Source organism: Bradyrhizobium sp. USDA 3650 (assembly GCF_054057395.1).
The window spans coordinates 4,530,928-4,557,813 of sequence record NZ_JBSRZG010000001.1 but is presented as its reverse complement, the minus strand read 5'-3'; the positions used below and the strand labels follow the sequence as shown (position 1 = coordinate 4,557,813).

General features: G+C 63.8%; 23 protein-coding genes. 18 read left to right on the top strand and 5 right to left on the bottom strand.

All coding sequences use genetic code 11. From position 1 onward, the window contains the following. The first annotated feature begins 14 nt into the window (after positions 1-14). From ybeY to ACVIN2_RS21255, 6 genes are all read left to right on the top strand, one after another. Entirely contained in the window at positions 15-524 is a 510-nt protein-coding gene (ybeY, locus tag ACVIN2_RS21280) for an rRNA maturation RNase YbeY (RefSeq protein ID WP_018455806.1), read from the top strand. A 1-nt stretch (position 525) separates the two neighbouring features. Further along, a complete protein-coding gene (locus ACVIN2_RS21275) occupies positions 526-1,644 on the top strand; it encodes a hemolysin family protein (protein WP_456767035.1) in 1,119 nt (372 codons plus the stop codon). Then, positions 1,641-3,254 (top strand): apolipoprotein N-acyltransferase, encoded by a 1,614-nt coding sequence (gene lnt / locus ACVIN2_RS21270; protein WP_456767034.1) that lies wholly within the window; start codon positions 1,641-1,643, stop codon positions 3,252-3,254. The genes ACVIN2_RS21275 and lnt overlap by 4 nt, the downstream gene beginning before the upstream one ends. Positions 3,255-3,464: 210 nt before the next feature. Then, the gene (locus tag ACVIN2_RS21265) at positions 3,465-3,878 is read left to right on the top strand and encodes a helix-turn-helix domain-containing protein (RefSeq protein WP_007598327.1); all 414 of its coding nucleotides are present in this window, start codon (positions 3,465-3,467) and stop codon (positions 3,876-3,878) included. Between the two features lie 84 nt (positions 3,879-3,962). Next, positions 3,963-5,120 carry a M20 family metallopeptidase gene (locus ACVIN2_RS21260; protein ID WP_456767033.1) on the top strand — a complete coding sequence of 386 codons (1,158 nt, stop codon included), beginning with the start codon at positions 3,963-3,965 and terminating at the stop codon, positions 5,118-5,120. Next, positions 5,117-5,827: a tRNA (guanine(46)-N(7))-methyltransferase TrmB gene (locus ACVIN2_RS21255; protein ID WP_456767032.1), complete on the top strand. Its 711-nt coding sequence runs from the start codon at positions 5,117-5,119 to the stop codon at positions 5,825-5,827. The genes ACVIN2_RS21260 and ACVIN2_RS21255 overlap by 4 nt, the downstream gene beginning before the upstream one ends. Here the strand turns inward: ACVIN2_RS21255 and ACVIN2_RS21250 are convergent. After that, positions 5,824-6,906 carry a DUF2336 domain-containing protein gene (locus ACVIN2_RS21250; RefSeq protein WP_456767031.1) on the bottom strand — a complete coding sequence of 361 codons (1,083 nt, stop codon included), beginning with the start codon at positions 6,904-6,906 and terminating at the stop codon, positions 5,824-5,826. The genes ACVIN2_RS21255 and ACVIN2_RS21250 overlap by 4 nt on opposite strands. A gap of 362 nt (positions 6,907-7,268) precedes the next feature. On the opposite strand from ACVIN2_RS21250, the gene rimP reads away from it, so the two are divergent. From rimP to pnp, 8 genes are all read left to right on the top strand, one after another. Beyond that, on the top strand, positions 7,269-8,048 hold the full coding sequence (rimP, locus tag ACVIN2_RS21245) for a ribosome maturation factor RimP (RefSeq protein ID WP_456767030.1): 780 nt from the start codon (positions 7,269-7,271) through the stop codon (positions 8,046-8,048). A 2-nt stretch (positions 8,049-8,050) separates the two neighbouring features. Beyond that, the gene (gene nusA, locus ACVIN2_RS21240) at positions 8,051-9,661 is read left to right on the top strand and encodes a transcription termination factor NusA (protein WP_007603900.1); all 1,611 of its coding nucleotides are present in this window, start codon (positions 8,051-8,053) and stop codon (positions 9,659-9,661) included. 22 nt (positions 9,662-9,683) lie between these two features. Next, the gene (locus tag ACVIN2_RS21235) at positions 9,684-10,367 is read left to right on the top strand and encodes an RNA-binding protein (protein WP_456767029.1); all 684 of its coding nucleotides are present in this window, start codon (positions 9,684-9,686) and stop codon (positions 10,365-10,367) included. Positions 10,368-10,437: 70 nt separating this feature from the next. Further along, positions 10,438-13,143 (top strand): translation initiation factor IF-2, encoded by a 2,706-nt coding sequence (gene infB, locus ACVIN2_RS21230; RefSeq protein ID WP_456767028.1) that lies wholly within the window; start codon positions 10,438-10,440, stop codon positions 13,141-13,143. A 156-nt stretch (positions 13,144-13,299) separates the two neighbouring features. Next, on the top strand, positions 13,300-13,743 hold the full coding sequence (rbfA, locus tag ACVIN2_RS21225) for a 30S ribosome-binding factor RbfA (protein ID WP_456769773.1): 444 nt from the start codon (positions 13,300-13,302) through the stop codon (positions 13,741-13,743). Continuing rightward, on the top strand, positions 13,740-14,858 hold the full coding sequence (gene truB / locus ACVIN2_RS21220) for a tRNA pseudouridine(55) synthase TruB (protein WP_456767027.1): 1,119 nt from the start codon (positions 13,740-13,742) through the stop codon (positions 14,856-14,858). The genes rbfA and truB overlap by 4 nt, the downstream gene beginning before the upstream one ends. A 3-nt stretch (positions 14,859-14,861) precedes the next feature. Further along, the gene (rpsO, locus tag ACVIN2_RS21215) at positions 14,862-15,131 is read left to right on the top strand and encodes a 30S ribosomal protein S15 (protein ID WP_007598346.1); all 270 of its coding nucleotides are present in this window, start codon (positions 14,862-14,864) and stop codon (positions 15,129-15,131) included. A 377-nt stretch (positions 15,132-15,508) separates the two neighbouring features. Beyond that, positions 15,509-17,662: a polyribonucleotide nucleotidyltransferase gene (pnp, locus tag ACVIN2_RS21210; protein WP_007598347.1), complete on the top strand. Its 2,154-nt coding sequence runs from the start codon at positions 15,509-15,511 to the stop codon at positions 17,660-17,662. A 105-nt stretch (positions 17,663-17,767) separates the two neighbouring features. On the opposite strand, the gene ACVIN2_RS21205 is transcribed toward pnp, so the two are convergent. From ACVIN2_RS21205 to katG, 3 genes are all read right to left on the bottom strand, one after another. Beyond that, a complete protein-coding gene (locus ACVIN2_RS21205; RefSeq protein ID WP_456767026.1) occupies positions 17,768-18,892 on the bottom strand; it encodes a hypothetical protein in 1,125 nt (374 codons plus the stop codon). A gap of 25 nt (positions 18,893-18,917) precedes the next feature. Continuing rightward, positions 18,918-20,159, bottom strand: coding sequence for a hypothetical protein (locus ACVIN2_RS21200; RefSeq protein ID WP_456767025.1), 1,242 nt, complete (start codon positions 20,157-20,159; stop codon positions 18,918-18,920). Between the two features lie 187 nt (positions 20,160-20,346). Beyond that, positions 20,347-22,515, bottom strand: a complete 2,169-nt coding sequence (katG, locus tag ACVIN2_RS21195) for a catalase/peroxidase HPI (protein WP_456767024.1) — start codon at positions 22,513-22,515, stop codon at positions 20,347-20,349. 114 nt (positions 22,516-22,629) lie between these two features. Here katG and ACVIN2_RS21190 point away from each other — a divergent pair, with 114 nt between their 5' ends. From ACVIN2_RS21190 to ACVIN2_RS21175, 4 genes are all read left to right on the top strand, one after another. Continuing rightward, positions 22,630-23,556: a LysR substrate-binding domain-containing protein gene (locus ACVIN2_RS21190; RefSeq protein WP_456767023.1), complete on the top strand. Its 927-nt coding sequence runs from the start codon at positions 22,630-22,632 to the stop codon at positions 23,554-23,556. Between the two features lie 7 nt (positions 23,557-23,563). Beyond that, positions 23,564-24,028 (top strand): GNAT family N-acetyltransferase, encoded by a 465-nt coding sequence (locus tag ACVIN2_RS21185; RefSeq protein WP_456767022.1) that lies wholly within the window; start codon positions 23,564-23,566, stop codon positions 24,026-24,028. Positions 24,029-24,120: 92 nt separating this feature from the next. Beyond that, positions 24,121-24,957, top strand: coding sequence for a hypothetical protein (locus tag ACVIN2_RS21180; RefSeq protein WP_456767021.1), 837 nt, complete (start codon positions 24,121-24,123; stop codon positions 24,955-24,957). A gap of 72 nt (positions 24,958-25,029) precedes the next feature. Continuing rightward, complete coding sequence (locus ACVIN2_RS21175) at positions 25,030-25,908, top strand: hypothetical protein (protein WP_456767020.1); 879 nt, start codon at positions 25,030-25,032, stop codon at positions 25,906-25,908. A gap of 90 nt (positions 25,909-25,998) precedes the next feature. Here ACVIN2_RS21175 and fabI read toward each other — a convergent pair whose 3' ends face one another. Then, positions 25,999-26,799 carry an enoyl-ACP reductase FabI gene (gene fabI, locus ACVIN2_RS21170; protein ID WP_456767019.1) on the bottom strand — a complete coding sequence of 267 codons (801 nt, stop codon included), beginning with the start codon at positions 26,797-26,799 and terminating at the stop codon, positions 25,999-26,001. Positions 26,800-26,886 lie beyond the last annotated feature (87 nt).

Below are 26,886 nucleotides of genomic sequence, written 5' to 3'. Positions count from 1 at the left end.
TCGGAACAAGGACAATGTCACACCCCAACCTTCCCATCACCGAGGTCCTCGTCGTCGCCGATTGCTGGCAGCGGGAGCCCGAATCCGAAGCCGTGATCCAGCGCGCCGTGGCGGCCGCCGCCGAGAATGTCGACGAAGACGTTGCGGAGGCGGAAGTGGCGGTAATGTTGACCGATGATGCCGGCATCCGCACCCTGAACAGCAACTGGCGGGGCATCGACAAGCCGACCAACGTGCTGTCGTTTCCCGCGCTGCAGCCGGAAGGCGACTGGAAGCCGGGCGATGCGCCGCGCATGCTCGGCGACATCGCGATCGCCTACGAGACCATGCGGCGTGAGGCGGACGAGGAACAAAAGCCGTTCGATCATCATTTGAGCCATCTCGCCGTGCACGGTTTCCTGCATCTGGTCGGCTACGACCACGAAAACGAAGACGACGCCGAGGAAATGGAAGCGCTCGAACGAGAGATCCTGGCTCATCTCGGCATTCCCGACCCCTATGCCGACCGCCCAGGGACGCATTGAGATGCCGGATTCCGACCCGATTCAGGACAATCCGCGCAACACGGCCAATTTACCGGTCGTGGTGACCTCAGGCGAGGTGATGCGCCCGACCGCCGATGGCTGGCTGCTGCGCGCCATTCGCAGCCTGTTCGGCTGGAAGGCGGGTTCGGTACGCGACGACCTCCAGGTCGTGCTCGACGCCACGACGCCCGACGACACCGGCTTCTCGACGGTCGAGCGCACCATGCTGCGCAACATCCTCGGCCTGCACGAGCGTCGCATCGCCGACGTCATGGTGCATCGCGCCGACATCGTCGCGGTGAAGCGCGACATCCCGCTCGGCGAGTTGATGGACCGTTTCGAGAGCGCCGGCCATTCGCGCCTCGTGGTCTACAACGAGACGCTCGACGATCCCGTCGGCATCGTCCATATCCGCGATCTGCTCGCCTTCATGACCGCGCGTGCGCGCGTGTCGGGGGTCACGAAAACCAAGCGCAAGAAACCGCTGCCGGCCGGGCTCGATCTGCGTACGGTCGATCTCGCGCTGCCGCTCGAAGAAGCGCGCATCATCCGCAAGCTGCTCTACGTGCCGCCGTCGATGCGGGCGATCGATCTGCTCGCGCAGATGCAGGCCACTCGCATCCATCTGGCGCTGGTGGTCGACGAATATGGCGGCAGCGACGGCCTGGTCTCGCTCGAGGACATCGTCGAGCAGATCGTCGGCGAGATCGACGACGAGCATGACAGCGACGAGCCGCCTTCGATCGTGCGGCTGCCCGACAACGCCTTCATCGCCGACGCCCGCGCCAGCCTCGACGACGTCCGCACCGTGATCGGCGAGGACTTCGTCACCGGAGAGGCCGGCGAGGAAGTGGAGACGCTGGGCGGCTATCTCGTCAGCTTCGTCGGGCGCCTGCCGGTGCGCGGCGAGGTGATCTCGGGCCCCGGCCATTACGAGATCGAGGTGCTCGATGCCGATCCGCGCCGGGTCAAGCGGCTGCGGATCTCGACGCGAAAGGAGCGCCCCGCGCCGCGCACCCAGCGCGAGAGCCGGCGCCGCGAGGCTGCGCCGGATGGCAGCCAGTCGACGGCCAGCGACACGCCCACCCCGCCGCCAAGCGACGGGACCGGTCCGCAGTGAGCCCTTTCCAGCGATTTCGCCAGATCGCGCTTGCCATCATCCTGACCTGGGGATGGAAGCGCGCGCTCGTCGCGATGGCTGCCGGTGCGCTCTCGGTGCTGGCACTGGCGCCGTTCAACGCCTTCCCGGTGCTTTTCATCACCTTCCCGGTGCTGGTCTGGCTGATCGACGGCGCCGGCGCCGGCCGATATCGCGGCGTCCCCGCCGCGGCGCTGACCGGCTACTGGTTCGGCCTCGGCTATTTCGTGCCCGGCCTCTACTGGATCGGCAACGCCTTCTTCGTCGATGCCGATGTGTTCGCCTGGCTGACGCCGTTCGCCGTGCTGGGCCTGCCGGCCTATCTGTCCATCTTCACGGCAATGGGCTTTGCGCTCGCCCGCCTGCTCTGGACCAAGAACGCCACGCGCGTGCTTGCGCTCGCGGCAAGTCTCACCATCACCGAATGGCTGCGCGGCCATGCGCTGACCGGCTTTCCCTGGAACGCGTTCGGCTATGCGCTGTCCGAGCCGCTGCCGCTGGCACAAACGGCGTCGCTGATCGGCCTGTGGGGCATGACGTTCCTGACGCTTGCGATCTTCGCGAGCCCCGCGGCCCTGATCGACCGCACGCCCGATCGCCGCCTGGCGTGGCGCGCACCGGCCGCGGCCCTGGCGCTCCTGCTAGTTATGGGTATCTTCGGCGCGATCCGCCTGTCGCTGCATCCGACCACGATGGTCGCGGGCACCAAATTGCGCCTGATGCAGCCGGATCTCCAGCAAGACGCGAAATTCAACTACGCCGCCAAGGCGGAGGTGATGAAGAAATATCTGGCCTTGTCGGACCGCGCCTCCGGGCCGCAATCGACCGGCGTGCGCGATGCCACCATCCTGATCTGGCCGGAATCCGCCTTTCCGTTCTTCCTCACGCGCGAAGCCGACGCGATGGCGCAAATCGCGGAGCTTCTGCCCAAGGGCACGGTGCTGATCACGGGCTCGGTTCGCGCGCCCGACCTGCCGCGGGGCACGCCGATCACACGCGCCTATAATTCGATCTACGTGATCGACCACGACGGCAGCGTGCTCTCCGTGTACGACAAGCTGCATTTGGTGCCGTTCGGCGAGTTTCTTCCCTACCAGGGTCTGATGGAGAAGCTCGGTTTCGAGCAACTCACGCGTGTGCGCGGTGGCTTCATTGCCGGCACCGTGCGCCATGCGCTGGCGGTCCCCGGCGCGCCGTCCGCGCTGCCGCTGATCTGCTACGAGGCAATCTTCCCCGGCGAAGTGGCTGGACCCAATGAGCGTCCGGGCTGGATCGTGAATCTCACCAATGACGGCTGGTTCGGAATCTCGACCGGCCCCTACCAACACCTCGAACAGGCGCGGATGCGCGCGATCGAACTCGGATTACCGCTGGTTCGCTCCGCCAATACCGGCGTTTCCGCGGTAATCGATCCGGTGGGACGCATCGTCGCCAGTCTCGGTCTCGGGATCGAAGGCATTTTGGATGCAAATCTGCCCGCCGCGATCCCGCCGACCATCTATGCGCGCGTGGGCGATGTACCCGCGGCCATGCTTGTCGCGCTCGCCGTGTTTTGGGCGGTCCGCCGACGTGTTGCCAAACGGCATCCCTGATCACGCAGCCGCGGCCGATAACTTTTGACAACCGTAGTCCCACGGTTGACAGACTGCACGCGGCCTCCTCATTCTGCACCGGCTGCAAAAGACAGTGGGCATTGCTAAATTTCTCCGCAATGTTTTCCAATAACAGGGTCTGATTTTGACGTTGCTTACACCTGAGGCATTCCTGATTGCGCCGAAGGTGATGTTTGGAGGGCTGAGGAAATGTCGAAAGCGCCCAACCCTGTTGACAAATATGTCGGCAGTCGCGTGCGGATGCGCCGCATCATGTTGGGCATGAGCCAGGAAAAGCTCGGTGAAGCTTTGGGCCTGACCTTCCAACAAGTTCAGAAATACGAGAAGGGCACAAACCGGGTCGGCGCGAGCCGCATCCAGCAAATTGCCGAAATTCTCCAGGTGCCTGTGTCGTTCCTGTTCGAGGGCGGTCCGAGCGGCGTGGCGGGGCCGGACGGCTTCGCAGAAGGCGCATCGCCGTCTTACGTCTCGGATTTCCTCGCGACTTCCGAAGGACTCGCCCTGACAAAGGCGTTCACCCGAATCACCGATTCGAAGATGCGCCGCTCGATCGTCGATCTCGTCGAGCAGATCGCGGCCCGCGAAGGCCCCGACAAGCGCTGACGCACCATCTCAATCCGATTTGAGACCGCGTCAAATCTGGCCTATGTCGTCATTTGCGGCCGCGCTTGATGCGCGTCTTCCTCGATGATGCGATTCAAAGGCACAGATGCGCTCATGACCGGCTCCAATTGGTTCGATTCCCAAACTATTCTCGATGGCATCCGCCGCTGGGTGGAGGTCGAGACGCCAACGGACGCACCCGAACAGGTCAACAAGCTGGTCTCAATGGTCGCGGAGCAATACTGCGATCTCCCTATCACGCTCGAGCGCATCGCCGGCGTCGATGGCTGCGGCGATCATCTCGTGGCGCGCTCGAGCTGGGGCCAGGACCGGCCCGGCATCCTGGTGCTGAGCCACCTCGATACCGTTCATCCCATGGGATTCATCGAGCGCCTGCCGTTCAAGGTCGAAGGCGACAGCGCGTTCGGTCCCGGCATCTACGACATGAAGGGCGGCGCCTACATCGCCCATCACGCCTTTCGCGCGCTTTGCGCCACGGCCGATCGCTCGCCGCTCGGCATCACCCATCTGTTCACCTCCGACGAGGAGATCGGCAGCCCCACCTCTCGCGCACTCATCGAGACCGAAGGGCGCAAGGCGAAGTACGTCCTGGTGACGGAGCCGGCCCGCGATGGCGGCAAGATCGTCACCGGCCGCAAGGGCGTCGGCCGATTCAAAGTGTTCATCAAGGGCGTGCCCGCGCATGCCGGCACGCGGCCCCAGGATGGCCGCAGCGCGATCCGCGAGCTCGCCAACGTCATCCTGGCGCTGGAAGCGATGAACGATCTGGCGCGCGGCGTCACCGTCAATGTCGGCGTGGTGCGCGGCGGCACGCGGCCCAATGTGACGCCGGAAGAAGCCCACGCCGAAATCGATCTGCGCGTGCTGAGCCTCAAGGACGCGGATGAATTCGTCGGCAAGATCCTCGCCCTGACATCGAGGACGGATGGCGTCACCGTCAAGGTCACGGGCGGACTCAATCGTCCGCCTTACGAGAAGAGCAATGCAGGCGCCTCGCTGTACGAACATGCAAAGACGGTTGCCGCAGAGATCGGCTTCGAGCTGGTCGACGTTCACACCGGCGGCGGTTCGGATGGTAATTTCACCGCGGCCCACACCGCGACGCTCGACGGGCTCGGCGTCGACGGCAAGGGCGCGCACACTCATTATGAGCAGCTCTATGTCTCGTCGCTCGAACCGCGCGCGCGGCTGCTCCATCGCCTGTACCAGACGCTACGATGAGTGAGCGCAAATCAGATCCCGATCGCGAGGACAGCGAGCGCGCCTTCTTCGGACGCCGCAAGGGCCACAAGCTCAGGCAACACCAGGCCGAGCTGATCGATCATCTGCTGCCGCGTCTTGCGCTGGCCATCGACGGCGAAGCACCGGCGGATGCCCGCGAGATCTTCGCCCCCGTAGCCGACGATTTGCGACTCGAGATCGGCTTCGGCGGCGGCGAGCATCTTGCGGCGGAAGCGCAAAGCTTCGCCACAACCGGCTTCATCGGCTGCGAGCCTTACGTCAACGGCATGGCGAAGATCCTCGCGCAGATCGAGGCCGCCGAGATCGGCAACATCCGCCTGTTCGCAGGCGATGCCGCCGAGCTCCTGGCCTGGCTGCCGAAGGCTTCGCTGTCGCGGATCGACCTGATCCATCCCGACCCCTGGCCCAAACGGCGGCACTGGAAGCGGCGCTTCGTCCAGGACCGGACCATCGCCGCGATGGCGCGCGTGTTGAAAGCCGGCGGCGAATTTCGTTTCGTCTGCGACATCGACGATTACTGCGCCTGGACGCTGTCGCATCTGTCGCGCTCGCAGGACTTTGTCTGGCTCGCGGAGCGCGCCGATGATTTTCGCCTGCCGTGGGACGGATACACGATGACGCGCTATGGCCGAAAGGCCACGCGCGAAGGCCGCAAGGCGGCGTATCTGCGGTTTCGACGGGTTTAGATCGTCTGCCGGTTGCGCCAGAAATTCACGACGCGCTCGGCGGTCGTCGGCATCAGCCGCGTGAAATTCGCGCGCGCCTGCTCAAGATCGGCATCGGCTGGCGTGCGATTCGGGCCGTACCACATCAGGATCAGTGCACGCACCGTCGGCCAGCTGACATTCAGCACACGCGCCAGAACCAGAATTGGATCGTAGCGGTCACCTGTGATCAGGCGGTCGAGGACAGAGAGGCGGACGCCGGACATCGCCGAGAGCGACGCGATCGCCTCCTCGTATTTGTGGGCCTTCGCGAAGCCAAACAGCGCGCTCTCGCCAAGATGGCCCCCGCGATGCAAGGCCAGAATCGTACGTTGCGCTCCCGAGAAATCGCGACGCGGTCCGGGCGGCAGCGTGGCTTCCTCGATGGCCGCCATGGCGCGCTTGATTTCGACCTGGCGCACGGGATTGACCACGCTCGAGAGGCGACGGCGGATGACGTCGAGCGTACCGTCGAGAAGCTGTTTCAGGTTCTCGCCCGAAAGATCGCTACGCTGGCCGATCCTGAGCGTCAGCACGCCATCCTGTGCGGCACGCTTGATCAGCTCCGAATAGCTGCCAGGCGAGAACACCGCGCCGGAATTGCCCGCGGCGCGGCGCACCACGTCGCGATCGCCGCGCTCGATCAGCACGTCGGTGATGACAGCCGACAGCGTGGGTCGCTCGCTCATCGCGAGCAGATGGCCCTGGCCCTTCAGTCGCGCGATCTCGACCAGAGCGGCGTCGTCGAGCACGGGCGAATGGCGCAGCACGGGGCCCGCCACCGCGATTTCGTTTTCGCGCGCGAGCTGACTCACGAGATGCCGGGGCGCGTTGTTCAGGCGCGAGAAGCGTTCGGCGAGATCGACGCGCGAGGCGAGCTCGGCATGCGGGACGAGATCGATCAGCAGGTTGTCGAAGAGATCGATGACATCGGGACGGAGGTTCTCGGCGTCCTGAAAGAACAATTGGGAGATGGCGTGCGCGATCTCGCCGCGACGCCGCGGGTCGCCGCGTTTGACGATATCGTCCAGTCCAGGAATGAGCGACGTGGCAACGGTCATGAAAACGCAAACTCGTACGGGGCACGCCGCGGGTGCGCCCTTAGTCCAAGCCGCCCCACAATCAGGAATTTAGGCCTCGGAGGTGAAGGAAGCGTTGCGCGGGGCCGCAGGCCGGGCGCAAAAAGCCCGGCCGGCCCTGCATGGGCCTTGTCCGGGAAGACGGAAAGGGCTATATCAGCGCCAATTCATCTTCTCATACGATCCGCGTAGTGAGAGTGGGCCCGAAAGGACCCGCTCTTTTTTATTACCTGAACGCGGCTTGGTGGAAGATGTGCGGCCCGGCGATCTGTCGGGAGAGTTCCGAAGCGAGCTTTGAGATCTTAAACCAAGCCTTAACCATATCGAGCGCCTTGACCTCTGACATGACCGAACCGAACCCTGGTTCCACGGATGCCGAACTGCTGGCCGAGCCGAGGCTCGTAGTCGAGCCGGGCGTGGCGGCACGGGTGTCCGCGGTCGCCGGGCCGGTGCTCGAAGGCATGGGCTACCGCCTGGTGCGGATCCGCATTTCCGGCGAATCCGGCTGCACCGTGCAGGTTATGGCCGAGCGGCCGGACGGCTCAATGCAGATCGAGGATTGCGAGGCGATCTCGCGGGCGCTGTCGCCCGTGCTCGACGTCGCCGATCCCGTCGATCGCGCCTATCGGCTGGAAATCTCCTCGCCGGGGATCGACCGCCCGCTGGTGCGCCGCTCCGATTTCGAGCGTTATGCCGGCCATCTGGTGAAGATCGAGATGGCGGTCGCCCATGAGGGGCGGAAGCGGTTCCGCGGCACGATCGGCCCGGTCGAAGGCGACCGCGTGCATCTGCGTCGCGACGACGTCAAGGCGACCGAGGCTGCCGACGTTCTCCTGACGATGGAAGATATCGCCGAGGCGCGACTGGTGCTGACCGACGAGCTGATCGCGGAATCCATGCGCCGCGGCAAAGCCCAGGCACGCGAGATGCGCCGCAATCTCGGCCTGGAGCCGCCGGCGGCACCGCACGCCAGCATCAGCGAAAAGACGACCAAGAACACCAAGCCGGCTAAGAAGCCGGCGCCGGCAACTACGAAGAAGCCGGCTCCGACCAATACCAAGAAACATCGCCTGGCCGCCGAACGTGCGCGACGGGGCGAGATCGATCCTGACGAAGGAGACTAGCCATGGCAGTCAGCGCCAACCGACTTGAATTGCTTCAGATCGCCGACGCCGTTGCGCGCGAGAAATCGATCGACCGCGGCATCGTCATCGCGGCGATGGAGGATGCCATCGCCAAGGCGGCGCGGGCCCGTTACGGCAGCGAGACCGACGTTCACGCCGAGATCGACCCGAAGAAGGGCGAGCTCCGGTTGTCGCGCCACATGCTGGTGGTCGAGACGGTCGAAAACCATTCCAACCAGATCTCGCTGGTGGATGCGCAGCGCGCCAATCCCGGTGCCCAGGTCGGCGACACCATCGCCGACACCCTGCCGCCGCTGGAATATGGCCGCATCGCCGCGCAGTCGGCCAAGCAGGTGATCGTGCAGAAGGTGCGCGAGGCCGAGCGCGACCGGCAATATATGGAATTCAAGGACCGCATCGGCGACATCGTCAACGGCGTCGTCAAGCGCGTCGAATATGGCAGCGTGATCGTCGATCTCGGCCGCGGCGAGGCCATCATCCGTCGCGACGAGATGCTGCCGCGCGAAGTGTTCCGCAACGGCGACCGCGTCCGGGCCTACATCTTCGACGTCCGCCGCGAGACCCGCGGGCCGCAGATCTTCCTCTCCCGCACCCATCCGCAGTTCATGGCCAAGCTGTTCGCGCAGGAAGTGCCCGAGATCTATGACGGCATCGTCGAGATCAAGGCAGTCGCCCGCGATCCCGGCTCGCGCGCAAAAATCGGCGTGATTTCTCGTGATTCCTCGGTCGATCCGGTCGGCGCCTGCGTCGGTATGCGCGGTTCGCGCGTGCAGGCGGTGGTGAACGAACTGCAGGGCGAGAAGATCGACATCATCCCTTGGTCGCCCGACATCGCGACCTTCGTGGTCAACGCGCTGGCGCCAGCCGAAGTCTCCAAGGTCGTCATCGACGAAGACCGCGAGCGCATCGAGGTCGTCGTGCCCGACACCAACAACCAGCTCTCGCTGGCGATCGGTCGCCGCGGCCAGAACGTGCGTCTGGCCTCGCAGCTCACCGGCTGGGATATCGACATCCTGACCGAGCAGGAGGAATCGGAGCGCCGCCAGGCCGATTTCGAGAACTCCACCCGCGTCTTCATGGAATCGCTCAATGTCGACGAAGTGGTCGGCCAATTGCTGGCGTCGGAAGGCTTCACCTCGGTCGAGGAACTCGCGATGGTGGACGTCAAGGAACTCGCCGGCATCGAAGGTTTCGACGAGGAGACCGCGCAGGAACTCCAGAACCGCGCCCGTGAATATCTCGAACAGCTGGAAGCCGAGCTCGAGGCTCGGCGCAAGGAGCTCGGCGTCGAGGACGCCGTCAAGGACGTGCCCGGCGTCACCTCGAAGATGCTGGTGAAGTTCGGCGAGAACGACATCAAGACGGTCGACGACCTCGCCGGTTGCGCCACGGACGATCTGGTGGGCTGGACCGAGCGCAAGGAAGGTGGCGAGCAGACCAAATATCCGGGCGCGCTCGATGGCCTCGAAATTTCCCGTGACGATGCTGAAGCGATGATCATGCAGGCCCGCGTCAAGGCCGGTTGGATCACCGAGGCCGATCTCGCCAAGCCTGCCGAAGAGGCCGAGGCGACCGAAGATCAGCCGGCTTAAGGCGAAGGAGGATGTCACCCGGATGCTCGCCGATACTGACCCCGAACTCGACCATGGACCGCGGACCGAAAGGTCCGCGACCATGCGGATGTGTGTGGTCAGCCGCGAGGTCCGGCCGATCGACGAGCTGATCCGCTTCGTTGTCTCGCCGCAAGGGCACATAGTTCCCGATCTCAAGCGCAAGCTGCCCGGACGCGGCATGTGGGTCACCGCCTCGCGCGAGGTGGTTGCGGAAGCCGTTCGGCGTCACCATTTTACCAAAGCCTTCAAGCGCGAGCTGCGCATCCCTCAGACGCTTCCCGCCGACCTCGAGGCGCTCCTGGTCCGGAGCGTGGTCGAAGCCCTTGGGATTGCTGCCAAGGCGCGCCAGATCGTGGCCGGTTTCGGCAAGGTCGAAAGCGCGCTTCGGGAAGGTACGGTCGAGGTCCTGATCCATGCCAGCGACGGGGCCGCGGACGGAATCCGCAAATTGGACATGCTGGCGCGTCAAAATGAGGGAAATCGCGGCGCCAAGCCGCCGATTCCCGTCGTCACCGCACTAAAATCGACAGAATTGGATTTGGCACTTACCCGGTCAAATGTGATACATGCTGCCCTGCTCGCGGGCCCGGCGAGCAAGTCATTCCTGTCACGTAGCCAGATGCTGGTCCGATACCGGATGGCGGACGCTGACAGGACTGCCGAAAAGCCCGGCCAGGATTTCTGAGAGACAACGACCACCCGATAGCACGGTGCGGCAACGCACAAGACAACAAGATCAGGATTAGGACTGCTTAATGGTTGATACCAAGACCCCTGGCGACAAGAAGCTGAGCGTTCCGAGCAAGACGCTATCGCTCAAGCCGCGCGTCGAAACGGGCACCGTGCGCCAGAGCTTCAGTCATGGCCGTAGCAAGCAGGTCGTGGTCGAGAAGCGTGGCAAGCGCCGTGTCGACGGCAGCCCCGAGCCGCAGGTGGCCGAGGTGGCGAAGCCCGCGCCGGCCGCCGCCGCGCCCAAGCCTGCTCCGGCCCGCCCCGCGCCGCCGCGCAACGCCGGCTCCGGCGTGGTGCTGCGCACGCTGACCGAAGACGAACGTTCCGCCCGCGCCAGCGCGCTGGCCGATGCCAAGGTGCGCGAAGTCGAAGAGCGCCGCCATGCCGAGGAAGAGGCGCAGCGCCGCGCGGTCCGCGAAAGCGCCGAGCGTGCCGATCGCGAGGCCGCCGAAGCCCGCCGCAAGGCCGAGGAGGAGCGTCACCGCCACGAAGAGGAAGCCAAGCGGAAGGCCGAAACCGAGGCCAAGAAGCGTTTTGGCGAAGGCGAGCAGCCGCAATCCGCGGCGCGCCCTGCAACCGCGACCTCGGCCGCTCCTGCAGCGCGGCCCGGAGCGCTCACGGCGCGCCCCGGCACAACCACCACGGCACGCCCGGGAACAACGACCGCGCGGCCCGGAACGACCACGCAGCGGCCGGGAGGCCCGGTGGGCCGCGCCCCCGCTGTCGCGGCCGGACCGGACGAGGACGAGGGTCCGCGCCAGATCCGTCGCGGCCCCGGCGGCGCTGCGCGGCCTGTGGTCGCTCCCAAGCCCACGCACAAGCCCGGCCCGCAGAAGGAGCGCGGCCGCCTGACGGTCGTCACCGCCTTCAATGCCGACGACGTCCGCGAGCGCTCGATCGCCTCGTTCCGCCGCCGCACCCAGCGCCTGAAGGGCCATGCCGCGAACGAGCCGAAGGAAAAGCTCATCCGCGAGGTGGTCATTCCGGAAGCGATCACGATCCAGGAGCTCGCCAACCGCATGTCGGAGCGCGCGGTGGAAATCATCCGCATGCTGATGAAGCAGGGCGCGATCCACAAGATCACCGACGTGATCGATGCCGACACTGCGCAGCTGATCGCCGAGGAGCTTGGTCACACCGTCAAGCGCGTTGCCGCCTCCGACGTTGAAGAAGGCCTGTTCGACGCCATCGACGATTCCACCGACACCGAGCCGCGCTCGCCGGTGGTGACCGTGATGGGTCACGTCGACCACGGCAAGACCTCGCTGCTCGACGCGCTCCGTCATGCCAACGTCGTCTCCGGCGAAGCCGGCGGCATCACCCAGCATATCGGCGCCTATCAGGTGCTGTCGCCCGAAAGCGGCAAGAAGATCACCTTCATCGACACGCCCGGCCACGCCGCGTTCACCGCGATGCGCGCCCGCGGCGCCAAGGTGACCGACATCGTCGTGCTGGTGGTTGCGGCCGACGACGGCGTGATGCCGCAGACGATCGAAGCCATCAACCACGCCAAGGCGGCGCGGGTGCCGATCATTGTTGCCATCAACAAGATCGACAAGCCCGACGCCAAGCCCGAGCGCGTGCGCACCGAGCTGCTCCAGCACGAGGTGCAGGTGGAATCCTTCGGCGGCGAAGTCGTCGACGTCGAAGTGTCGGCCAAGAACAAGACCAATCTCGACAAGCTGCTCGAGATGATCGCGCTCCAGGCCGATATCCTCGACCTCAAGACCAATTCGGATCGTCCGGCCGAAGGCACCGTGATCGAAGCCAAGCTCGATCGTGGCCGTGGTCCGGTCGCGACCGTTCTGGTCCAGCGCGGCACGCTCCGTGTCGGTGACATCATCGTCGCCGGCGCCGAAATGGGCCGCGTCCGCGCGCTGATCTCGGATCAGGGCGAGACGGTGCAGGAGGCGGGTCCGTCGGTGCCGGTCGAGGTGCTCGGCTTCAACGGTCCGCCGGAAGCCGGCGATCGTCTCGCCGTGGTCGAGAACGAAGCCCGCGCCCGCCAGGTCACCAGCTACCGCGCGCACCAGAAGCGCGAGAACGCGGCTGCCTCGATCTCCGGCATGCGCGGCTCGCTCGAGCAGATGATGTCGCAGCTGAAGACGGCGGGCCGCAAGGAATTCCCGCTGATCATCAAGGCCGACGTGCAGGGCTCGCTGGAAGCGATCCTCGGCTCGCTGGAGAAGCTCGGCACCGACGAAGTCGCCGCGCGCATCCTGCATGCCGGTGTCGGCGGCATCTCGGAATCGGACGTGACGCTCGCGGAAGGCTTCAACGCCGCGATCATCGGCTTCTCGGTTCGTGCGAACAAGGAGGCCGCTGCGGCCGCCAAGCGCAACGGCATCGAGATCCGTTACTACAACATCATCTACGACCTCGTGGACGACGTGAAGAAGGCCATGAGCGGCCTGCTTGCGCCGACCCTGCGGGAAACCATGCTCGGCAATGCCGCGATCCTGGAGATCTTCAACATTTCCAAGGTCGGCAAGGTCGCCGGTTGCCGCGTCACCGACGGCACGGTGGAACGCGGCGCCAATGTGCGCCTGATCCGCGACAACGTCGTCGTGCACGAAGGCAAGCTGTCGACGCTGAAGCGTTTCAAGGACGAAGTGAAGGAAGTCCAGTCCGGTCAGGAATGTGGCATGGCCTTCGAGAACTATCACGACATGCGCGCCGGTGACGTCATCGAGTGTTACCGCGTGGAGACGATCCAGCGCTCCCTGTAAGTCCAAATCTTACCGAAGCGCCTGGATCTTTTTTGAACTGAATTGTGGGAGTGCGATGGCCGGATTTTTTCCGGCCATCCACCCCTCTTCGTTTCAGCAAGACAAATGACAATGCCCGTGTCCCAAAAGCGGGCACGACGAGGTGATTTTCAGACCATGTCCCGCCATCATCAGAAAAAGAGTTCCGCGCTCGGCGGCTCGCAACGTCAGTTGCGGGTCGGCGAGCAGGTTCGCCATGCGATAGCCGAGATTCTGGCGCAAGGCAGCGTGCATGATGCAGACCTCGAAGGTCACATCATCACCGTGCCGGAGGTGCGGATGTCGCCCGACCTGAAGCTCGCGACAGTCTATGTGATGCCGCTCGGTGGCCGCGACACCGAGATCGTTCTCACTGCGCTCGAGCGCAACAAGAAATTCCTGCGCGGCGAGGTCGCGCGGCGCGTTAACCTGAAATTTGCACCTGACCTTCGCTTCCGCGTCGACGAACGATTCGACGAAGCAGAACGGATCGAGAAGCTTTTGCGAACACCCGCGGTGCAGAAGGACCTCGAACAGGACTTGGAACAGGATCCGGATACGGATCGGGAAGAAGAACGATGACGATGGACCCGGCTCACGGCACGATCGGCGGCGAAGAGGCCGATCAGCTCGACGTGCAGAAAAATAATTTTGCGGACATGGGCGGCAATTCTCAGCCACCTCAGGAGCCGCGCCGCGTCAACAACGATCCGCGCGCCAACAAGCAGAAGGGCAACCAGCCGCGCCGCGACCGCCGCGACGTCCACGGCTGGGTCGTGCTCGACAAGCCGATCGGCATGACCTCGACGCAGGCCGTTGCCGTGCTCAAGCGCCTGTTCAACGCCAAGCGCGCCGGCCATGCCGGCACGCTCGATCCGCTCGCCTCCGGCGGCCTGCCGATCGCGCTCGGCGAGGCCACCAAGACCGTTCCCTTCGTTATGGACGGCCGCAAGCGCTACCGGTTCACGGTATGCTGGGGCGAGGAGCGCGACACCGACGACATCGAGGGCCGGGCGACCGCAACCTCGGACCAGCGCCCGACCCGGCAGGCCATCGAGGCCCTGCTGCCCCGTTTCACCGGGGTGATCCAGCAGATCCCGCCGCGCTATTCCGCGATCAAGGTCCAGGGCGAGCGCGCCTACGACCTCGCCCGCGACGGCGAGATCGTGGAACTGGCCCCTCGCCCGGTCGAGATTCACCGTTTAAGCCTTGTAGATCAACCGGATAGCGACCATGCCGTGTTCGAGGCCGAATGCGGCAAGGGGACCTATGTTCGCGCGCTCGCCCGCGATATGGGCCGGATTCTCGGCACTTACGGCCATATCTGCGCGCTGCGGCGGACCCTGGTCGGCCCATTTGGCGAGAACGACATGATTCCGCTGGATCAGCTGGAGGCTTTGTGCGATAGAGCCGCGTCCGGCGAGGGTAGCCTCGCCGACGCGCTTATGCCCGTTGAGACCGCGCTGGACGACATCCCGGCACTGGCCGTCACTCGGGCTGATGCGGCAAGGCTCCATCGGGGCCAAGCCGTTTTGTTGCGCGGACGGGATGCGCCCACTTGTAGCGGCACAGTCTATGTCACGGTGGCAGGCCGGCTTCTCGCGCTTGCCGAAGTCGGCAATGGCGAAATCATCCCCAAGCGTGTGTTCAACCTGACCGGCCTGACTGCCAGCGCCGATCGCAACGAGAGAAATTGACCGATGTCGATTGCCGCAGAACGCAAAGCGGAAGTCATCAAGACGAATGCCAACAAGGCCGGCGATACCGGCTCGCCAGAGGTTCAGGTCGCGATCCTGTCGGAACGCATCGCCAACCTCACGAACCATTTCAAGACCCACGTGAAGGACAACCATTCGCGTCGCGGCCTCTTGAAGCTGGTCTCGACCCGCCGCTCGCTCCTCGACTATGTGAAGAAGAAGGACGAGGCGCGGTACAAGGCGCTGCTCGAGAAGCACAACATTCGTCGTTAAGAGTTCTTGCGCGCGCCAAACGGCGCGCGTTTTCGCGCGTGATTTCGAACGAAAGCGTTTGTTTAAAGGTTTTTCGTCGAGGCTGCGTGCGCGTCGGATGCGAGCCGTTGAGGGCGAGCATCCGGGGCATGATGGGCGAACACCGCGCTTCGGTGTTCGCGTTCGTGCCGACTGACAGTCCAGCAGCAATCCGGCGGCTGGGCACAACGGGCAAGGCGCCCGTATGACCCGAAGGGATGGACGCCATCCGAAATCCAAAAACCATGGCAGGATCGCAGGACGCTGATCGCCCGCTTCGATCAACGTCCCGCAATCTTGCGCATGGTTTTTGTTTTTCGACCCGTCCTTCTTTCGAGAACCCATGAAAGAAGACCTCTATGTTCAATAAGCATTCAGTCGAGATCGACTGGGGTGGACGCCCTCTCAAGCTCGAAACCGGCAAGATCGCCCGCCAGGCCGACGGCGCCGTCGTCGCGACCTACGGCGAGACCGTGGTGCTCGCCACCGTCGTTGCCGCGAAGTCGCCGCGCGAAGGCGTCGACTTCCTGCCGCTGACCGTCGACTACCAGGAGAAGACCTACGCAGCCGGCCGCATTCCCGGCGGCTATTTCAAGCGCGAAGGTCGTCCGACCGAGAAGGAAACGCTGGTTTCCCGCCTGATCGACCGTCCGATCCGTCCGCTGTTCGTCGACGGCTGGCGCAACGAGACCCAGGTGATCGTCACCGTGCTCTCGCACGACATGGAGAACGATCCCGATATCGTCGCGCTGGTGGCCTCGTCGGCTGCGCTGACCCTGTCGGGGGCTCCCTTCAAGGGCCCGATCGGCGCCGCGCGCGTTGGCTTCGCCAATGACGAGTTCATCCTCAACCCGACGCTCGACGAGATGGTCGACACCCAGCTCGACCTCGTCGTCGCCGGCACCGCGGACGCGGTGCTGATGGTGGAATCGGAAGCCAAGGAGCTGAACGAAGAGATCATGCTCGGCGCCGTGATGTTCGGTCACCGCCACTTCCAGCCCGTGATCAACGCGATCATCGAGCTCGCCGAAAAGGCTGCGAAGGAGCCGCGCGAGGTCACCACGATCGACAATTCGGCGCTCGAAAAGGAAATGCTCGGCATGGTCGAGCAGGAACTGCGCGCCGCCTACGCCATTCCGGTCAAGCAGGATCGCTACGCCGCGGTTGGCAAGGTCAAGGAAAAGGTGATCGCTCACTACTTCCCGGAAGGCCAGGAGCCGAAATACGACAAGCTGCGCATCGGCGGCGTGTTCAAGGAGCTCGAAGCCAAGATCGTTCGCTGGAACATTCTCGACACCGGCAAGCGCATCGACGGCCGCGATTCCAAGACCGTGCGCAACATCGTCGCCGAAGTCGGCGTGCTGCCCCGCGCCCACGGCTCGGCGCTGTTCACCCGCGGCGAGACCCAGGCGCTGGTCGTGACCACGCTCGGCACCGGCGAGGACGAGCAGTACATCGACGCGCTGTCGGGAACGTACAAAGAGACGTTCCTGCTGCACTACAACTTCCCTCCCTACTCGGTCGGTGAGACCGGCCGCCTCGGCGGCACCAAGCGCCGCGAGATCGGCCACGGCAAGCTCGCCTGGCGCGCGATCCACCCGGTGCTGCCGCCGCACCACGAATTCCCCTACACCACGCGCGTGGTGTCGGAGATCACCGAATCCAACGGCTCCTCGTCGATGGCATCGGTCTGCGGCGCCTCGCTCGCGCTGATGGACGCCGGCGTGCCGTTGAAGCGGCCGACCGCGGGCATCGCGATGGGCCTGATCCTCGAAGACAAGCGCTTCGCGGTTCTCTCGGACATCCTCGGTGACGAGGACCATCTCGGCGACATGGACTTCAAGGTCGCCGGTACCGAGCAGGGCATCACCTCGCTCCAGATGGACATCAAGATCGAGGGCATCACCGAGGAGATCATGAAGGTCGCGCTCGGCCAGGCCAAGGATGGACGTATCTACATCCTCGGCGAGATGTCGAAGGCGCTCACCAACGCCCGTGCCGAGCTCGGCGAATACGCGCCGCGCATCGAGACCTTCAAGATCGCCACCGACAAGATCCGCGAAGTGATCGGCACCGGCGGCAAGGTGATCCGCGAGATCGTCGAGAAGACCGGCGCCAAGGTCAACATCGAGGACGACGGCACCGTGAAGGTCGCCTCCAACGACGGCGAGGCCATGAAGGCCGCGATCAAGTGGATCAAGTCGATCGCCTCCGATCCGGAAGTCGGCCAGATCTATGACGGCACCGTCGTCAAGGTGATGGAGTTCGGCGCTTTCGTGAACTTCTTCGGCTCCAAGGACGGTCTCGTCCACATCAGCCAGCTCGCTTCGGCGCGCGTGCAGAAGACCTCCGACGTCGTCAAGGAAGGCGACAAGGTCAAGGTCAAGCTGCTCGGCTTCGACGACCGCGGCAAGACCCGCCTGTCGATGAAGGTGGTCGACCAGGAGACCGGCGAAGACCTCGAGGGCAAGGGCGAGAGCCAGCAGCCCGCGCGCGAAGCGGCCGGCGAGTAAATCTCGCTACCTGCCAGAAACACGAAGGGCGGCCTCGCGGCCGCCCTTTTTGTTGAACACGTCTTCTGGCATCTCATCGCAGGATGCGAGCAGCCGAATAGCCAATTAATCCTTCTTCAGAATCACCGGCGGAGACGAGGCAGTGAGACTGTCTGCCGGATTCCTCGGAGCCTCTGCGGCGACCGTTGGCGCCGGCGGGCCAGGAAGCTTGGTCGCTTCGTCCATGACCAATTGATTGATCGCACAGATGAAAGACGAAAGACGATAGCCGCTGTGCTCGGCAATCACGTCGTCGAAAGCCCGCATATTCCAGAAAGGATCATTCGCACGCGTGACCGGCGTGATGCCGGCCATGTCGAAACCGTGAGTGATTCGCGTCGATAATGACTTCGCTGCCGGATCTTCATCTGGAGCGACCGCCGCCAGCTCGTTGCTATTCCAATTCGTGCCATGGGGCGACTGCTGACGGCGTGCCCGGCTCAGCCAAAAATGACTGATCGGACATTCCGCCAACTGGCTCGTTGCGAGGCTCGAATACGACATCGACTTGGCAGCATTCGCGAGGCCGCGCATCTCGTGTGTCGTTCCGAAAGGCTGGGAGGGGATCAGATAATCATCAAGGGTTCCAGCCGCGTGCCTGGGGACGTCCAAATTGCCAATGGTTCTGGTCTCCTCCATGTCCGAGTTCTGGAATGGCGCATCGCGCAGATGCGCCGCAACCTTTGCCAACAGCCATGGCCACCACGACTTGATCTCCGGTTCCCTTGCGCAGGAGAGTCGTGGCACCTTCTGCTCGGCAAGGTACCGCGCGTATCGATCGAGTCGATCCGCCATCGGACGGAAATCGAATTTGAAGAAGGGAAACAGATCGTGCGTCGCGGTATCGTAGACTACGCCGCCCTTCTTTGACTTCTGATCGACGTCATCGATTGCCGTGTGTAGCCGCTCTTCCTTCCGGCGCAGGGTATCCGCGCCCCCCGTCACAGGGGGATTGTCCCTAAACTCCTTGTCGAAGTTGAATGCGACGGCGCAGTCCTCCGTACGGATTCCGCCTGGCGGCCAGGCGAACGCAGACGTAACAGCGACGACAACCGGACGCTGGTAGTCCGGGAAGAACTCATGACCATAGTCCTCCTCCGATCTTGCCTCGCCTTCCCGGAAGACCATGTGCCGCCAAACCGCCCGCTGAATCGACGTCCATTTTCGGGCCTCCGCCGCCGGATTGATCAAGACGACAAGATTTCCGAGCGGTGGCTCAAAATAATTCTGCTGCTTCGCCGTCGATGAAGTGCGCTCCCCTGTTTGGAGTCTGCCTGCTCCCGCGCGAATCGGCATTACGGGCGGACTGCCATTCAACGCGCTTGAGCGCGTCGTGCTCGAGTGCAGTCGCTAATAGATTCCCACCCAAGCTGTGACCGACCACCAAGAGACGATTCGGATTCTGCTCCCTGTCGTAGTAGTGCAGCAGCTGCCCATTCTTGACGACGTCGAACGTGCTCTCGATTGATCGTATGGCGGTGAGGACATGTGGCGCGATCGTTTCACTGACCGGCTTCCGGTCAAACAACGTGAGGGCTGTAACGAGCGACGCCGCACCATTACCCCAGCTGCTCATAATTCTCCGCCAGCACCTTTGAGCACTTGGGCCTCCGCCGGCAGGCTTGGCGGAATCGTCTGCCCGGCATTTATCTGGTCCGCCGTCGAGCCAGTCTCCGATTGCGACAAGGGGGTCGACAATACGTGGTTCGTCGATCCTTGCCCCTCGCCATCCGATGTAGACCGCCGTCACAATACGTTCGCACTGCTCTTGTTCGCCGGCTCTGCATCGCTCCTTCAGGTAACGTGCGGCGTGTGCCGCATATCTACGAAGCGCGCCAACGTTGTCGTCTCCGATCCGAGCGTCATGCCGCCAGCCGTGGACGAACACCACCACGTAGTTCCGGCCGCTCGTTTGTCGCAGCAGGTTTGTCAGAGCCCGCAGCTGCGTGATCGGCTCGCGCTTGTTGCTACTGACAAAGCGAATGCGGCTCGATAGCTCTTCAATGGTATAGGGCTGCCCAAGGTCCTTGATCAGTTCGTAGGGCGAGCCATCTTCCCTGAACTCAACGAATGCCAGGTTGTAGAAGAGTGGCTCGCCACCGTTGACACCGGGGATGGTGTGCCGCTGAAGCGAACAGGAGAATTTCTTCTCCCATCCGCCAGATGGGAAATTCCTGATCGCCTTGATCTCGTCATTGTCAACCGGACCATCGGCCGCTCCAGCTGGATCGGCAAGAATCGCCCAAGCTCGATCGGGAGCGAAGCCGCAGGTTTCGGAAGCGGGATCTATGTTTCGATAGGCCACGTCGCGGGACGTCGTCGGCACGACCAAAACCAAAACCGCCAGCACCGCAATAGCAAGGGAGATTAGCCAGACGAACGGCTTGATAAGGTAGCGAATTGTACGAACGAAGAACCAGAGGACAACCGTGACCGCGGCCCAAGCTTTCTTCCACATGGCACACCCGGCGATTAACTATCTGAAAATTAATAAGCCAAACAATCTCCTTAAGATTGCATAGTCCAAGGACACCCGCAATGCCAACATTGCGAAGCGGCTGGCGAGTAAATCTCGCTACCTGCCAGAAACACGAAGGGCGGCCTCGCGGCCGCCCTTTTTGTTTGTCGCTTGCTGAGCTTCGGAATCAGGCCGCGATGTCGAACCGGTCCAGGTTCATCACCTTGGTCCAGGCCTTGGCGAAGTCCTTGACGAACTGCTCCTTGGAATCCGACGTGGCATAGACCTCGGCGTAGGCGCGAAGCTGCGAGTGCGCTCCGAAGATCAGGTCGACACGCGTGCCGGTCCACTTGACCGCGTTGGTCTTGCGGTCGCGGGCCTCATAGACGCCGTCGGTGCCGGCCGGCGTCCACTGCGTGCTCATGTCGAGCAGGTTGACGAAGAAGTCGTTGCTCAGCGTTCCCACCTTCGAGGTGAGGACGCCGTTCTTCGAACCGTTCGCATTGGCGCCGAGCACGCGCAGACCGCCGAGGAGCGCCGTCATCTCCGGGCCGGTAAGCCGGAGCAGCTGCGCACGATCGACCAGAGCTTCCTCGGGCATCATGAACTGCTGCCGCTTGCCGATGAAGTTGCGGAAGCCATCGGCCCGCGGCTCCAGCGGAGCAAACGAAGCGGCGTCGGTCTGCTCCTGCGAGGCATCCATGCGGCCCGGCGTGAAGCCGACCTTGACCTCGACGCCGGCATCCTTCGCGGCCTTCTCGACCGCGGCGGTGCCGCCGAGCACGATGAGGTCCGCCAGCGAGACCTTCTTCGCACCGGATGACGCGTTGAAGTCCTTCTGGATCGCTTCGAGCTTGCCCAGAACCTTCGAGAGCTGAGCCGGCTCGTTCACCTCCCAATCCTTCTGCGGGGCAAGGCGAATGCGCGCGCCGTTGGCGCCGCCGCGCTTGTCCGAGCCGCGGAACGTCGAGGCCGACGCCCATGCGGTCGAGACCAGCTCCGAGACCGACAGACCCGAGGCCAGGATCTTGGTCTTCAGCGAGGCGATATCCTGCTCGCTGGCCAGCTCGTGATTCACGGCGGGGATCGGGTCCTGCCAGATCAGCGTTTCCTTCGGCACCAGCGGGCCGAGATAGCGCACGACCGGACCCATGTCGCGATGGGTGAGCTTGAACCAGGCACGGGCGAAGGCGTCCGCGAACTGATCGGGATTCTCCAGGAAGCGGCGCGAGATCTTCTCATAGGCCGGGTCCATACGCAGCGAGAGATCGGTCGTCAGCATCGTCGGCCGATGCTTCTTCGACTTGTCGAAAGCGTCGGGAATCACGGGGTCGGCGCCCTTTGCCGTCCATTGGTTCGCACCGCCCGGGCTCTTGGTCAGCTCCCATTCGAAGTTGAACAGGTTCTCGAAGAAGTAGTTGCTCCACTTGGTCGGGGTCTGCGACCAAGTCACCTCGAGACCGCTGGTGATAGCGTCGCCCGAGTGGCCCGAAGAGTGCTTGCTCTTCCAGCCGAGACCCTGATCCTCGAGCGCGCCCGCTTCCGGCTCCGGTCCGACCAGCGACGGATCGCCCGCGCCATGGGTCTTGCCGAAGGTGTGGCCGCCGGCGATCAGCGCGACGGTTTCCTCGTCGTTCATCGCCATGCGGAAGAAGGTTTCGCGAATGTCCTTGGCCGCGGCGATCGGATCCGGCTTGCCGTTCGGGCCTTCCGGATTGACGTAGATGAGGCCCATCTGCACCGCGCCGAGCGGCTCGGCGAGCTGGCGTTCGCCGCTGTAGCGCTCATCGCCCAGCCACGTGCCTTCCGGACCCCAATACAGTTCTTCCGGCTCCCAGACGTCGACGCGGCCGCCGGCAAAGCCAAACGTCTTGAACCCCATCGATTCCAGCGCGACGTTGCCGGCCAGCACCATCAAATCGGCCCAGGAGATCTTGCGGCCGTACTTCTGCTTGATCGGCCAGAGTAGACGGCGGGCCTTGTCGAGATTGGCGTTGTCGGGCCAGCTGTTGAGCGGCGCGAAACGCTGCTGCCCGGCGCCGGCGCCACCGCGACCGTCGGTGGTGCGATAGGTGCCCGCGCTATGCCAGGCCATGCGAATCATGAGGCCGCCGTAGTGACCGAAGTCAGCGGGCCACCATTCCTGCGATTCGGTCATCAGAGCGGTCAGGTCCTTGATGACCGCGTTCAGGTCGAGCGACTTGAATTCCTTGGCGTAGTCGAAGTCCTTGTCCATCGGGTCGGACTTGGCCGAATTCTTGTGCAGCATCTCGATGCTGAGCTGGGTCGGCCACCAATCGCGGTTCGCCGGCACGCGTTTTCCACCCGAAAACGGGCACTTTGAAGAGTCGTCCATGAATACCTCCTCTGGTGGCGTCGAACTCGCGCCTTTGACCAGGTGGAAGCACTCTAAGCTTCACGTTCGATCAGGGGAAGTTGACTTTAATGATCGCAGCGATAAGATTTTCTGATGCTAAACCTCACCCTGCGCCAGCTCCGGTATTTCGACGCCCTGGCGCGTCACAGTCATTTCGGCCGCGCGGCTGAGTCCTGTTCGATCTCGCAGCCTGCCCTGTCGATGCAGATCAAGGAGCTGGAGGAGGCGCTCGGCGGCCTGCTGCTGGAGCGCAGCGCCCGGCAGGTGGCGCTGACCCGGTTTGGCGAGGAGCTCGCGCAGCGCGTCCGCGACATCTTGCGCTCGGTCGACGAACTCGGCGACTTCGCCCGCGCCTCGCAGGACCGGTTCTCCGGACGGCTGCGCATCGGCATGATCCCGACGATTGCGCCCTATCTGCTGCCGACGATCACCAAGAATCTGACCCGCATGCATCCGGAGCTCGACATCCGCGTCCGCGAGACGATGACGCCGCGGCTGATCCAGGAACTGGTGGAAGGCCGGCTAGATACCGCCATCGTGGCGTTGCCGGTGTCCGAGCCCGCGCTCACCGAGGTCGCCCTGTTCGAGGAAAAATTCCTGCTGGTGCGACCGAGCGCGGACGAGGGAACGCCGGCACCATCGCGGGAGATGATGCGCGAGATGCGGCTGCTGCTGCTCGAGGAGGGGCACTGCTTCCGCGATCAGGCGCTGTCATTCTGCAACATGCAATCGGCGCCGCCGCGCGAGATGCTGGACGCCAATTCGCTGTCGACGCTGGTCCAGATGGTCAGCGCCGGCATCGGCGTCACCTTGATCCCGGAGATGGCCGTGTCGGTGGAGACGCGATCGGCCTCGGTCTCGCTGGCGCGCTTCCGCGACCCGCAGCCGTCGCGCACCATCGGCATGGTCTGGCGCAAGACCAGCCCGCTGGCGCGGCAACTGCTGCAGATCTCCGAGGTGGTGTGCCTGTCGGCGGGCAAGGTTCGCGCGCGTCCATCCGTGCGCAGCAAGCCGACCTGAGGCCTCGATGTCGCATCCCACCATCCGCCCGGCCCGCGCGGACGAATACGACGAGATCGGCCGTGTCTGGATGGAGAGCTGGGTCTCGACCGAGCTCGGCGAGGCGAGCGAGTTCCTGCTGGCAAACCTGCGTGCACGCATCCGGCGCGAGATCGAGGACGGCTGGAGCCTGTTCGTTGCCGACGACAACGGCACGATCGCCGCGATGCTGGCGCTGCATCTGCCAAAATTCTATCTCGACATGCTGTTCGTCGCGCCCGCCTATCAGGGCCAATCGCTCGGCCGCCAATTGCTCGCCTTCACGCGCATGCAAATGCCGGATGAGATGTCTCTGCGCTGCGTCCGCGAGAACGAAAAAGCCTGGCGCTGGTACGAGCGCGAGGGCTTTGTGTTCGAGAAGGAAGAGGTCGAGCCGTCGAACGGGTTCATGATGAAGTATTATCGGTGGCGGCGGCAGCGGCCCGCCGGATAAGGCAGTGGTCGCCTGGTGCAGCTTGCGGTTGTCACGGTTCCAATTTAGTGTGGCGTACCCGCCGTCCTCCTGCCCCTGATCTCCCGGAATCGATGTTTCGAATTGCTGTCTCGCTGATCGCGGTGCTGTCCCTGCTCACTACGGCAGCCGCGCAGACCCCTCCCGCAACCGCCGCGCCTCCCGCTCGGACGGCGGCGCCGGCCAAGAAGGCAGTCAAGAAGGCGGCGCCGAAAGCCAAACCGGCTGCACAACTGCCAGCCGCGGCGGAGAGTGGCCCCTGTCAGATCGGCGTCATTTCCGCCATCGGAGACCAGTTCTCGGTGCAACATGTCGGCCTCACGATGCTCGGAAACGAGTACATGGAGGCGCCGATCGAGACGTGGGGTATCGATGATCTGTTCGTCGCGAGGGTTCGCGCCGCGGCGCCCGGCACCGCTGTCCGAAAGATCGCTTACGCAAGCGGAGCCTTCAAGCCGTACTATCATCCGGAAGTGAAACTGTTCCGCAAGGACCGCGACGACCTGACGGCGCTGGTGCGGCAGATCGCCGGAACTTCAAATTGCGAACGTTACGTCGTAGCCACGAAAGCCCGCGTTTCGGTTGATGGCACCAATCAATCAATCGAGGGCCTCGGGGTCTACAAGAATTGGGCGAGCCCTTCCGGGCGCGGCGTCGTTGTTTCCTATTTCCGCATCAACGTTTTTGACGGACGGACTTTCGACATCCGTCGGGCGCCTACCCGCAGCTTCGGCGATGTGATTGCTTCGAGTTTCTCCCACAAGAACGACAATATGCGAATCCTCAACAATCTCGAATTTCCCAAGACCCCTGAACAGGTGACCAGCAGTGCATTGCTGCGTGACAGCACACGCGGCCTGCTCACGGCCCAGCCGGACCAGTATCTACCCGCATACATCAAGGGCGAGTAAGCGCCTTTGCCGACGGGTCGCGACAAAGGCTATCGTTCGTCCGCTTCCTGCGGCTGGGCTGCATTTGAGGTCATGGCCCGGCTGCTCGTGGTGGCGGCTGTCGTGTGGTGCTTTTCGACATCTGCTTGGGCGCAGACCAAATCGGGACCACCAGGAACGGAGACAGCAGGATCAGCCGTCAAGCAAGCCAACGGCAAGACAACCACGCGGACGGCCAAGCCTGCTCCCGTGGTCGGTGGCCTGTGCGACTTCGGGGTCGTCGTCACCACCGGCGATGAGTTCACCGTGCTGACGACCGGCCTGACCGTATTTCAGAACAAGAAGACGGTCGTCCCGATCCCGGGCTGGGGACTCAATGATCTTATCTTCGCGCGGACTCGCGCCGCGATCCCTGCCGGCGTGTCCGTTCTGAGAATCCCCTACAACCCGGCGAAATTTCCTCCCCACGACGAGTCCAAGGACACATTGAAGGACAGGTTGTTCCGCGATCTCAATGCGGAGCTGGCCCAATACATGCGCGAGGTCGTGAAAGGAACGAATTGCCGGCACTACATCCAGATCCTCAATTCAATCAGCCCTTTCGGGTCATCCAACTATACGGTCCGCGGCTTCGGCATCCTCAACCATGATGTGGTGCTCGGGCGTCGCATCTATCTCTACGCCCTGGCGTTTGTCCGCATCTTCGACGGCCGCGACTTTTCCGTTGTCAGACAGAGCTCTGCGCTGATCAACACGCATCATTCCCTCATGGTGCAGAGGCTTCTGGGCGTGCAAATCGGCGGCCCCTATCGCGAACTACCCGCAGAATCGTTTCCAACCCGCCCTGAAGATGCCGCCGACAATCCCGCACTGCGCGACGGCGTGCGCGCCATGCTGGCGGAAAGCCTCGACAAGACGCTGCCGCTCTTGCTCGGGTTTCAACGAGCGACACGCAACAGCGACGCGCGCTGATCGACACGTCGCTCGCGGCAAAAGTTCGTGGCCCCAATTTTAAGAAATCGTGGGCACGTCGCTTGCGCGCCTTTGCCCACTCTACGAGAGCTAATCCGGCGTCTTCAGATCGTCCGGCCGCGGCATCAGGACGGTGTTGTAGCCGCTATCGACATAATGGATTTCGCCGGTCACGCCGCCGGAGAGATCCGACAGCAGGTACAGCGCCGAGCCGCCGAGCTCGTCGAGCGTGACGCCGCGGCGGAGCGGCGAATGTTTTTGCATGAAGGCAAACATCGCGCGCGCCTCGCCGATGCCGGAGCCGGCGAGCGTGCGGATGGGACCGGCGGAGATCGCGTTGACGCGGATGCCGCGCGGTCCGAAATCCGAGGCGAGATAGCGCACCGAGGCTTCAAGTGCCGCCTTGGCCACGCCCATCACGTTGTAGTTCGGCATCGCGCGTTCCGAGGCGCCGAAGGTCAGCGTGATCATGCTGCCGCCTTCCGTCATCAGCTCGGCGGCGCGTTTTGCCACTTCCGTGAAGGAGAAGCAGGAGATCACCATGGTGCGCGAAAAATTCTCGCGGCTGGTGTCGGCGTAACGGCCCTTGAGCTCGTTCTTGTCGGCGAAGCCGATCGCGTGGATCACGAAATCCAGCCGGCCCCACTTTTCGCGCAAGGCCGTGAATGTGGCGTCGACGCTGGCGATGTCCTCGACGTCGCAGGGCAGCACCATGTCGACACCAAGCTGCTCCGCCAGCGGCTTGACGCGCTTGCCCAGGGCCTCCCCCTGGAAAGTGAAGGCAAGCTCGGCGCCGTGAGCATGCAGCGTCTTCGCCATGCCCCAGGCGATCGAATGATCATTGGCGATGCCCATGATCAGACCGCGCTTGCCTTTCATTAATTCCTGCATCGTTTCGATCGCTTTCCGCTTTCGTCATGCCCGGGCTTGTCCCGGGCATCCACGCCCTTCGAAGCCGGAGGCCAAGACGTGGATGGC

What these genes read in the sequence shown, in the direction of transcription:
- nusA (WP_007603900.1), top strand. Translation starts at nt 8,051, where the DNA reads ATGGCAGTCAGCGCCAACCGACTTGAATTGCTTCAGATCGCCGACGCC.
- ACVIN2_RS21250 (WP_456767031.1), bottom strand. Translation starts at nt 6,906, where the DNA reads ATGACCGTTGCCACGTCGCTCATTCCTGGACTGGACGATATCGTCAAA.
- rpsO (WP_007598346.1), top strand. Translation starts at nt 14,862, where the DNA reads ATGTCGATTGCCGCAGAACGCAAAGCGGAAGTCATCAAGACGAATGCC.
- infB (WP_456767028.1), top strand. Translation starts at nt 10,438, where the DNA reads ATGGTTGATACCAAGACCCCTGGCGACAAGAAGCTGAGCGTTCCGAGC.
- pnp (WP_007598347.1), top strand. Translation starts at nt 15,509, where the DNA reads ATGTTCAATAAGCATTCAGTCGAGATCGACTGGGGTGGACGCCCTCTC.
- ACVIN2_RS21265 (WP_007598327.1), top strand. Translation starts at nt 3,465, where the DNA reads ATGTCGAAAGCGCCCAACCCTGTTGACAAATATGTCGGCAGTCGCGTG.
- ybeY (WP_018455806.1), top strand. Translation starts at nt 15, where the DNA reads ATGTCACACCCCAACCTTCCCATCACCGAGGTCCTCGTCGTCGCCGAT.
- ACVIN2_RS21175 (WP_456767020.1), top strand. Translation starts at nt 25,030, where the DNA reads ATGGCCCGGCTGCTCGTGGTGGCGGCTGTCGTGTGGTGCTTTTCGACA.
- truB (WP_456767027.1), top strand. Translation starts at nt 13,740, where the DNA reads ATGACGATGGACCCGGCTCACGGCACGATCGGCGGCGAAGAGGCCGAT.
- ACVIN2_RS21255 (WP_456767032.1), top strand. Translation starts at nt 5,117, where the DNA reads ATGAGTGAGCGCAAATCAGATCCCGATCGCGAGGACAGCGAGCGCGCC.
- rimP (WP_456767030.1), top strand. Translation starts at nt 7,269, where the DNA reads ATGACCGAACCGAACCCTGGTTCCACGGATGCCGAACTGCTGGCCGAG.
- katG (WP_456767024.1), bottom strand. Translation starts at nt 22,515, where the DNA reads ATGGACGACTCTTCAAAGTGCCCGTTTTCGGGTGGAAAACGCGTGCCG.
- ACVIN2_RS21200 (WP_456767025.1), bottom strand. Translation starts at nt 20,159, where the DNA reads ATGTGGAAGAAAGCTTGGGCCGCGGTCACGGTTGTCCTCTGGTTCTTC.
- rbfA (WP_456769773.1), top strand. Translation starts at nt 13,300, where the DNA reads ATGTCCCGCCATCATCAGAAAAAGAGTTCCGCGCTCGGCGGCTCGCAA.
- ACVIN2_RS21185 (WP_456767022.1), top strand. Translation starts at nt 23,564, where the DNA reads ATGTCGCATCCCACCATCCGCCCGGCCCGCGCGGACGAATACGACGAG.
- ACVIN2_RS21260 (WP_456767033.1), top strand. Translation starts at nt 3,963, where the DNA reads ATGATGCGATTCAAAGGCACAGATGCGCTCATGACCGGCTCCAATTGG.
- ACVIN2_RS21180 (WP_456767021.1), top strand. Translation starts at nt 24,121, where the DNA reads ATGTTTCGAATTGCTGTCTCGCTGATCGCGGTGCTGTCCCTGCTCACT.
- ACVIN2_RS21235 (WP_456767029.1), top strand. Translation starts at nt 9,684, where the DNA reads ATGCTCGCCGATACTGACCCCGAACTCGACCATGGACCGCGGACCGAA.
- fabI (WP_456767019.1), bottom strand. Translation starts at nt 26,799, where the DNA reads ATGCAGGAATTAATGAAAGGCAAGCGCGGTCTGATCATGGGCATCGCC.
- ACVIN2_RS21190 (WP_456767023.1), top strand. Translation starts at nt 22,630, where the DNA reads ATGCTAAACCTCACCCTGCGCCAGCTCCGGTATTTCGACGCCCTGGCG.
- ACVIN2_RS21275 (WP_456767035.1), top strand. Translation starts at nt 526, where the DNA reads ATGCCGGATTCCGACCCGATTCAGGACAATCCGCGCAACACGGCCAAT.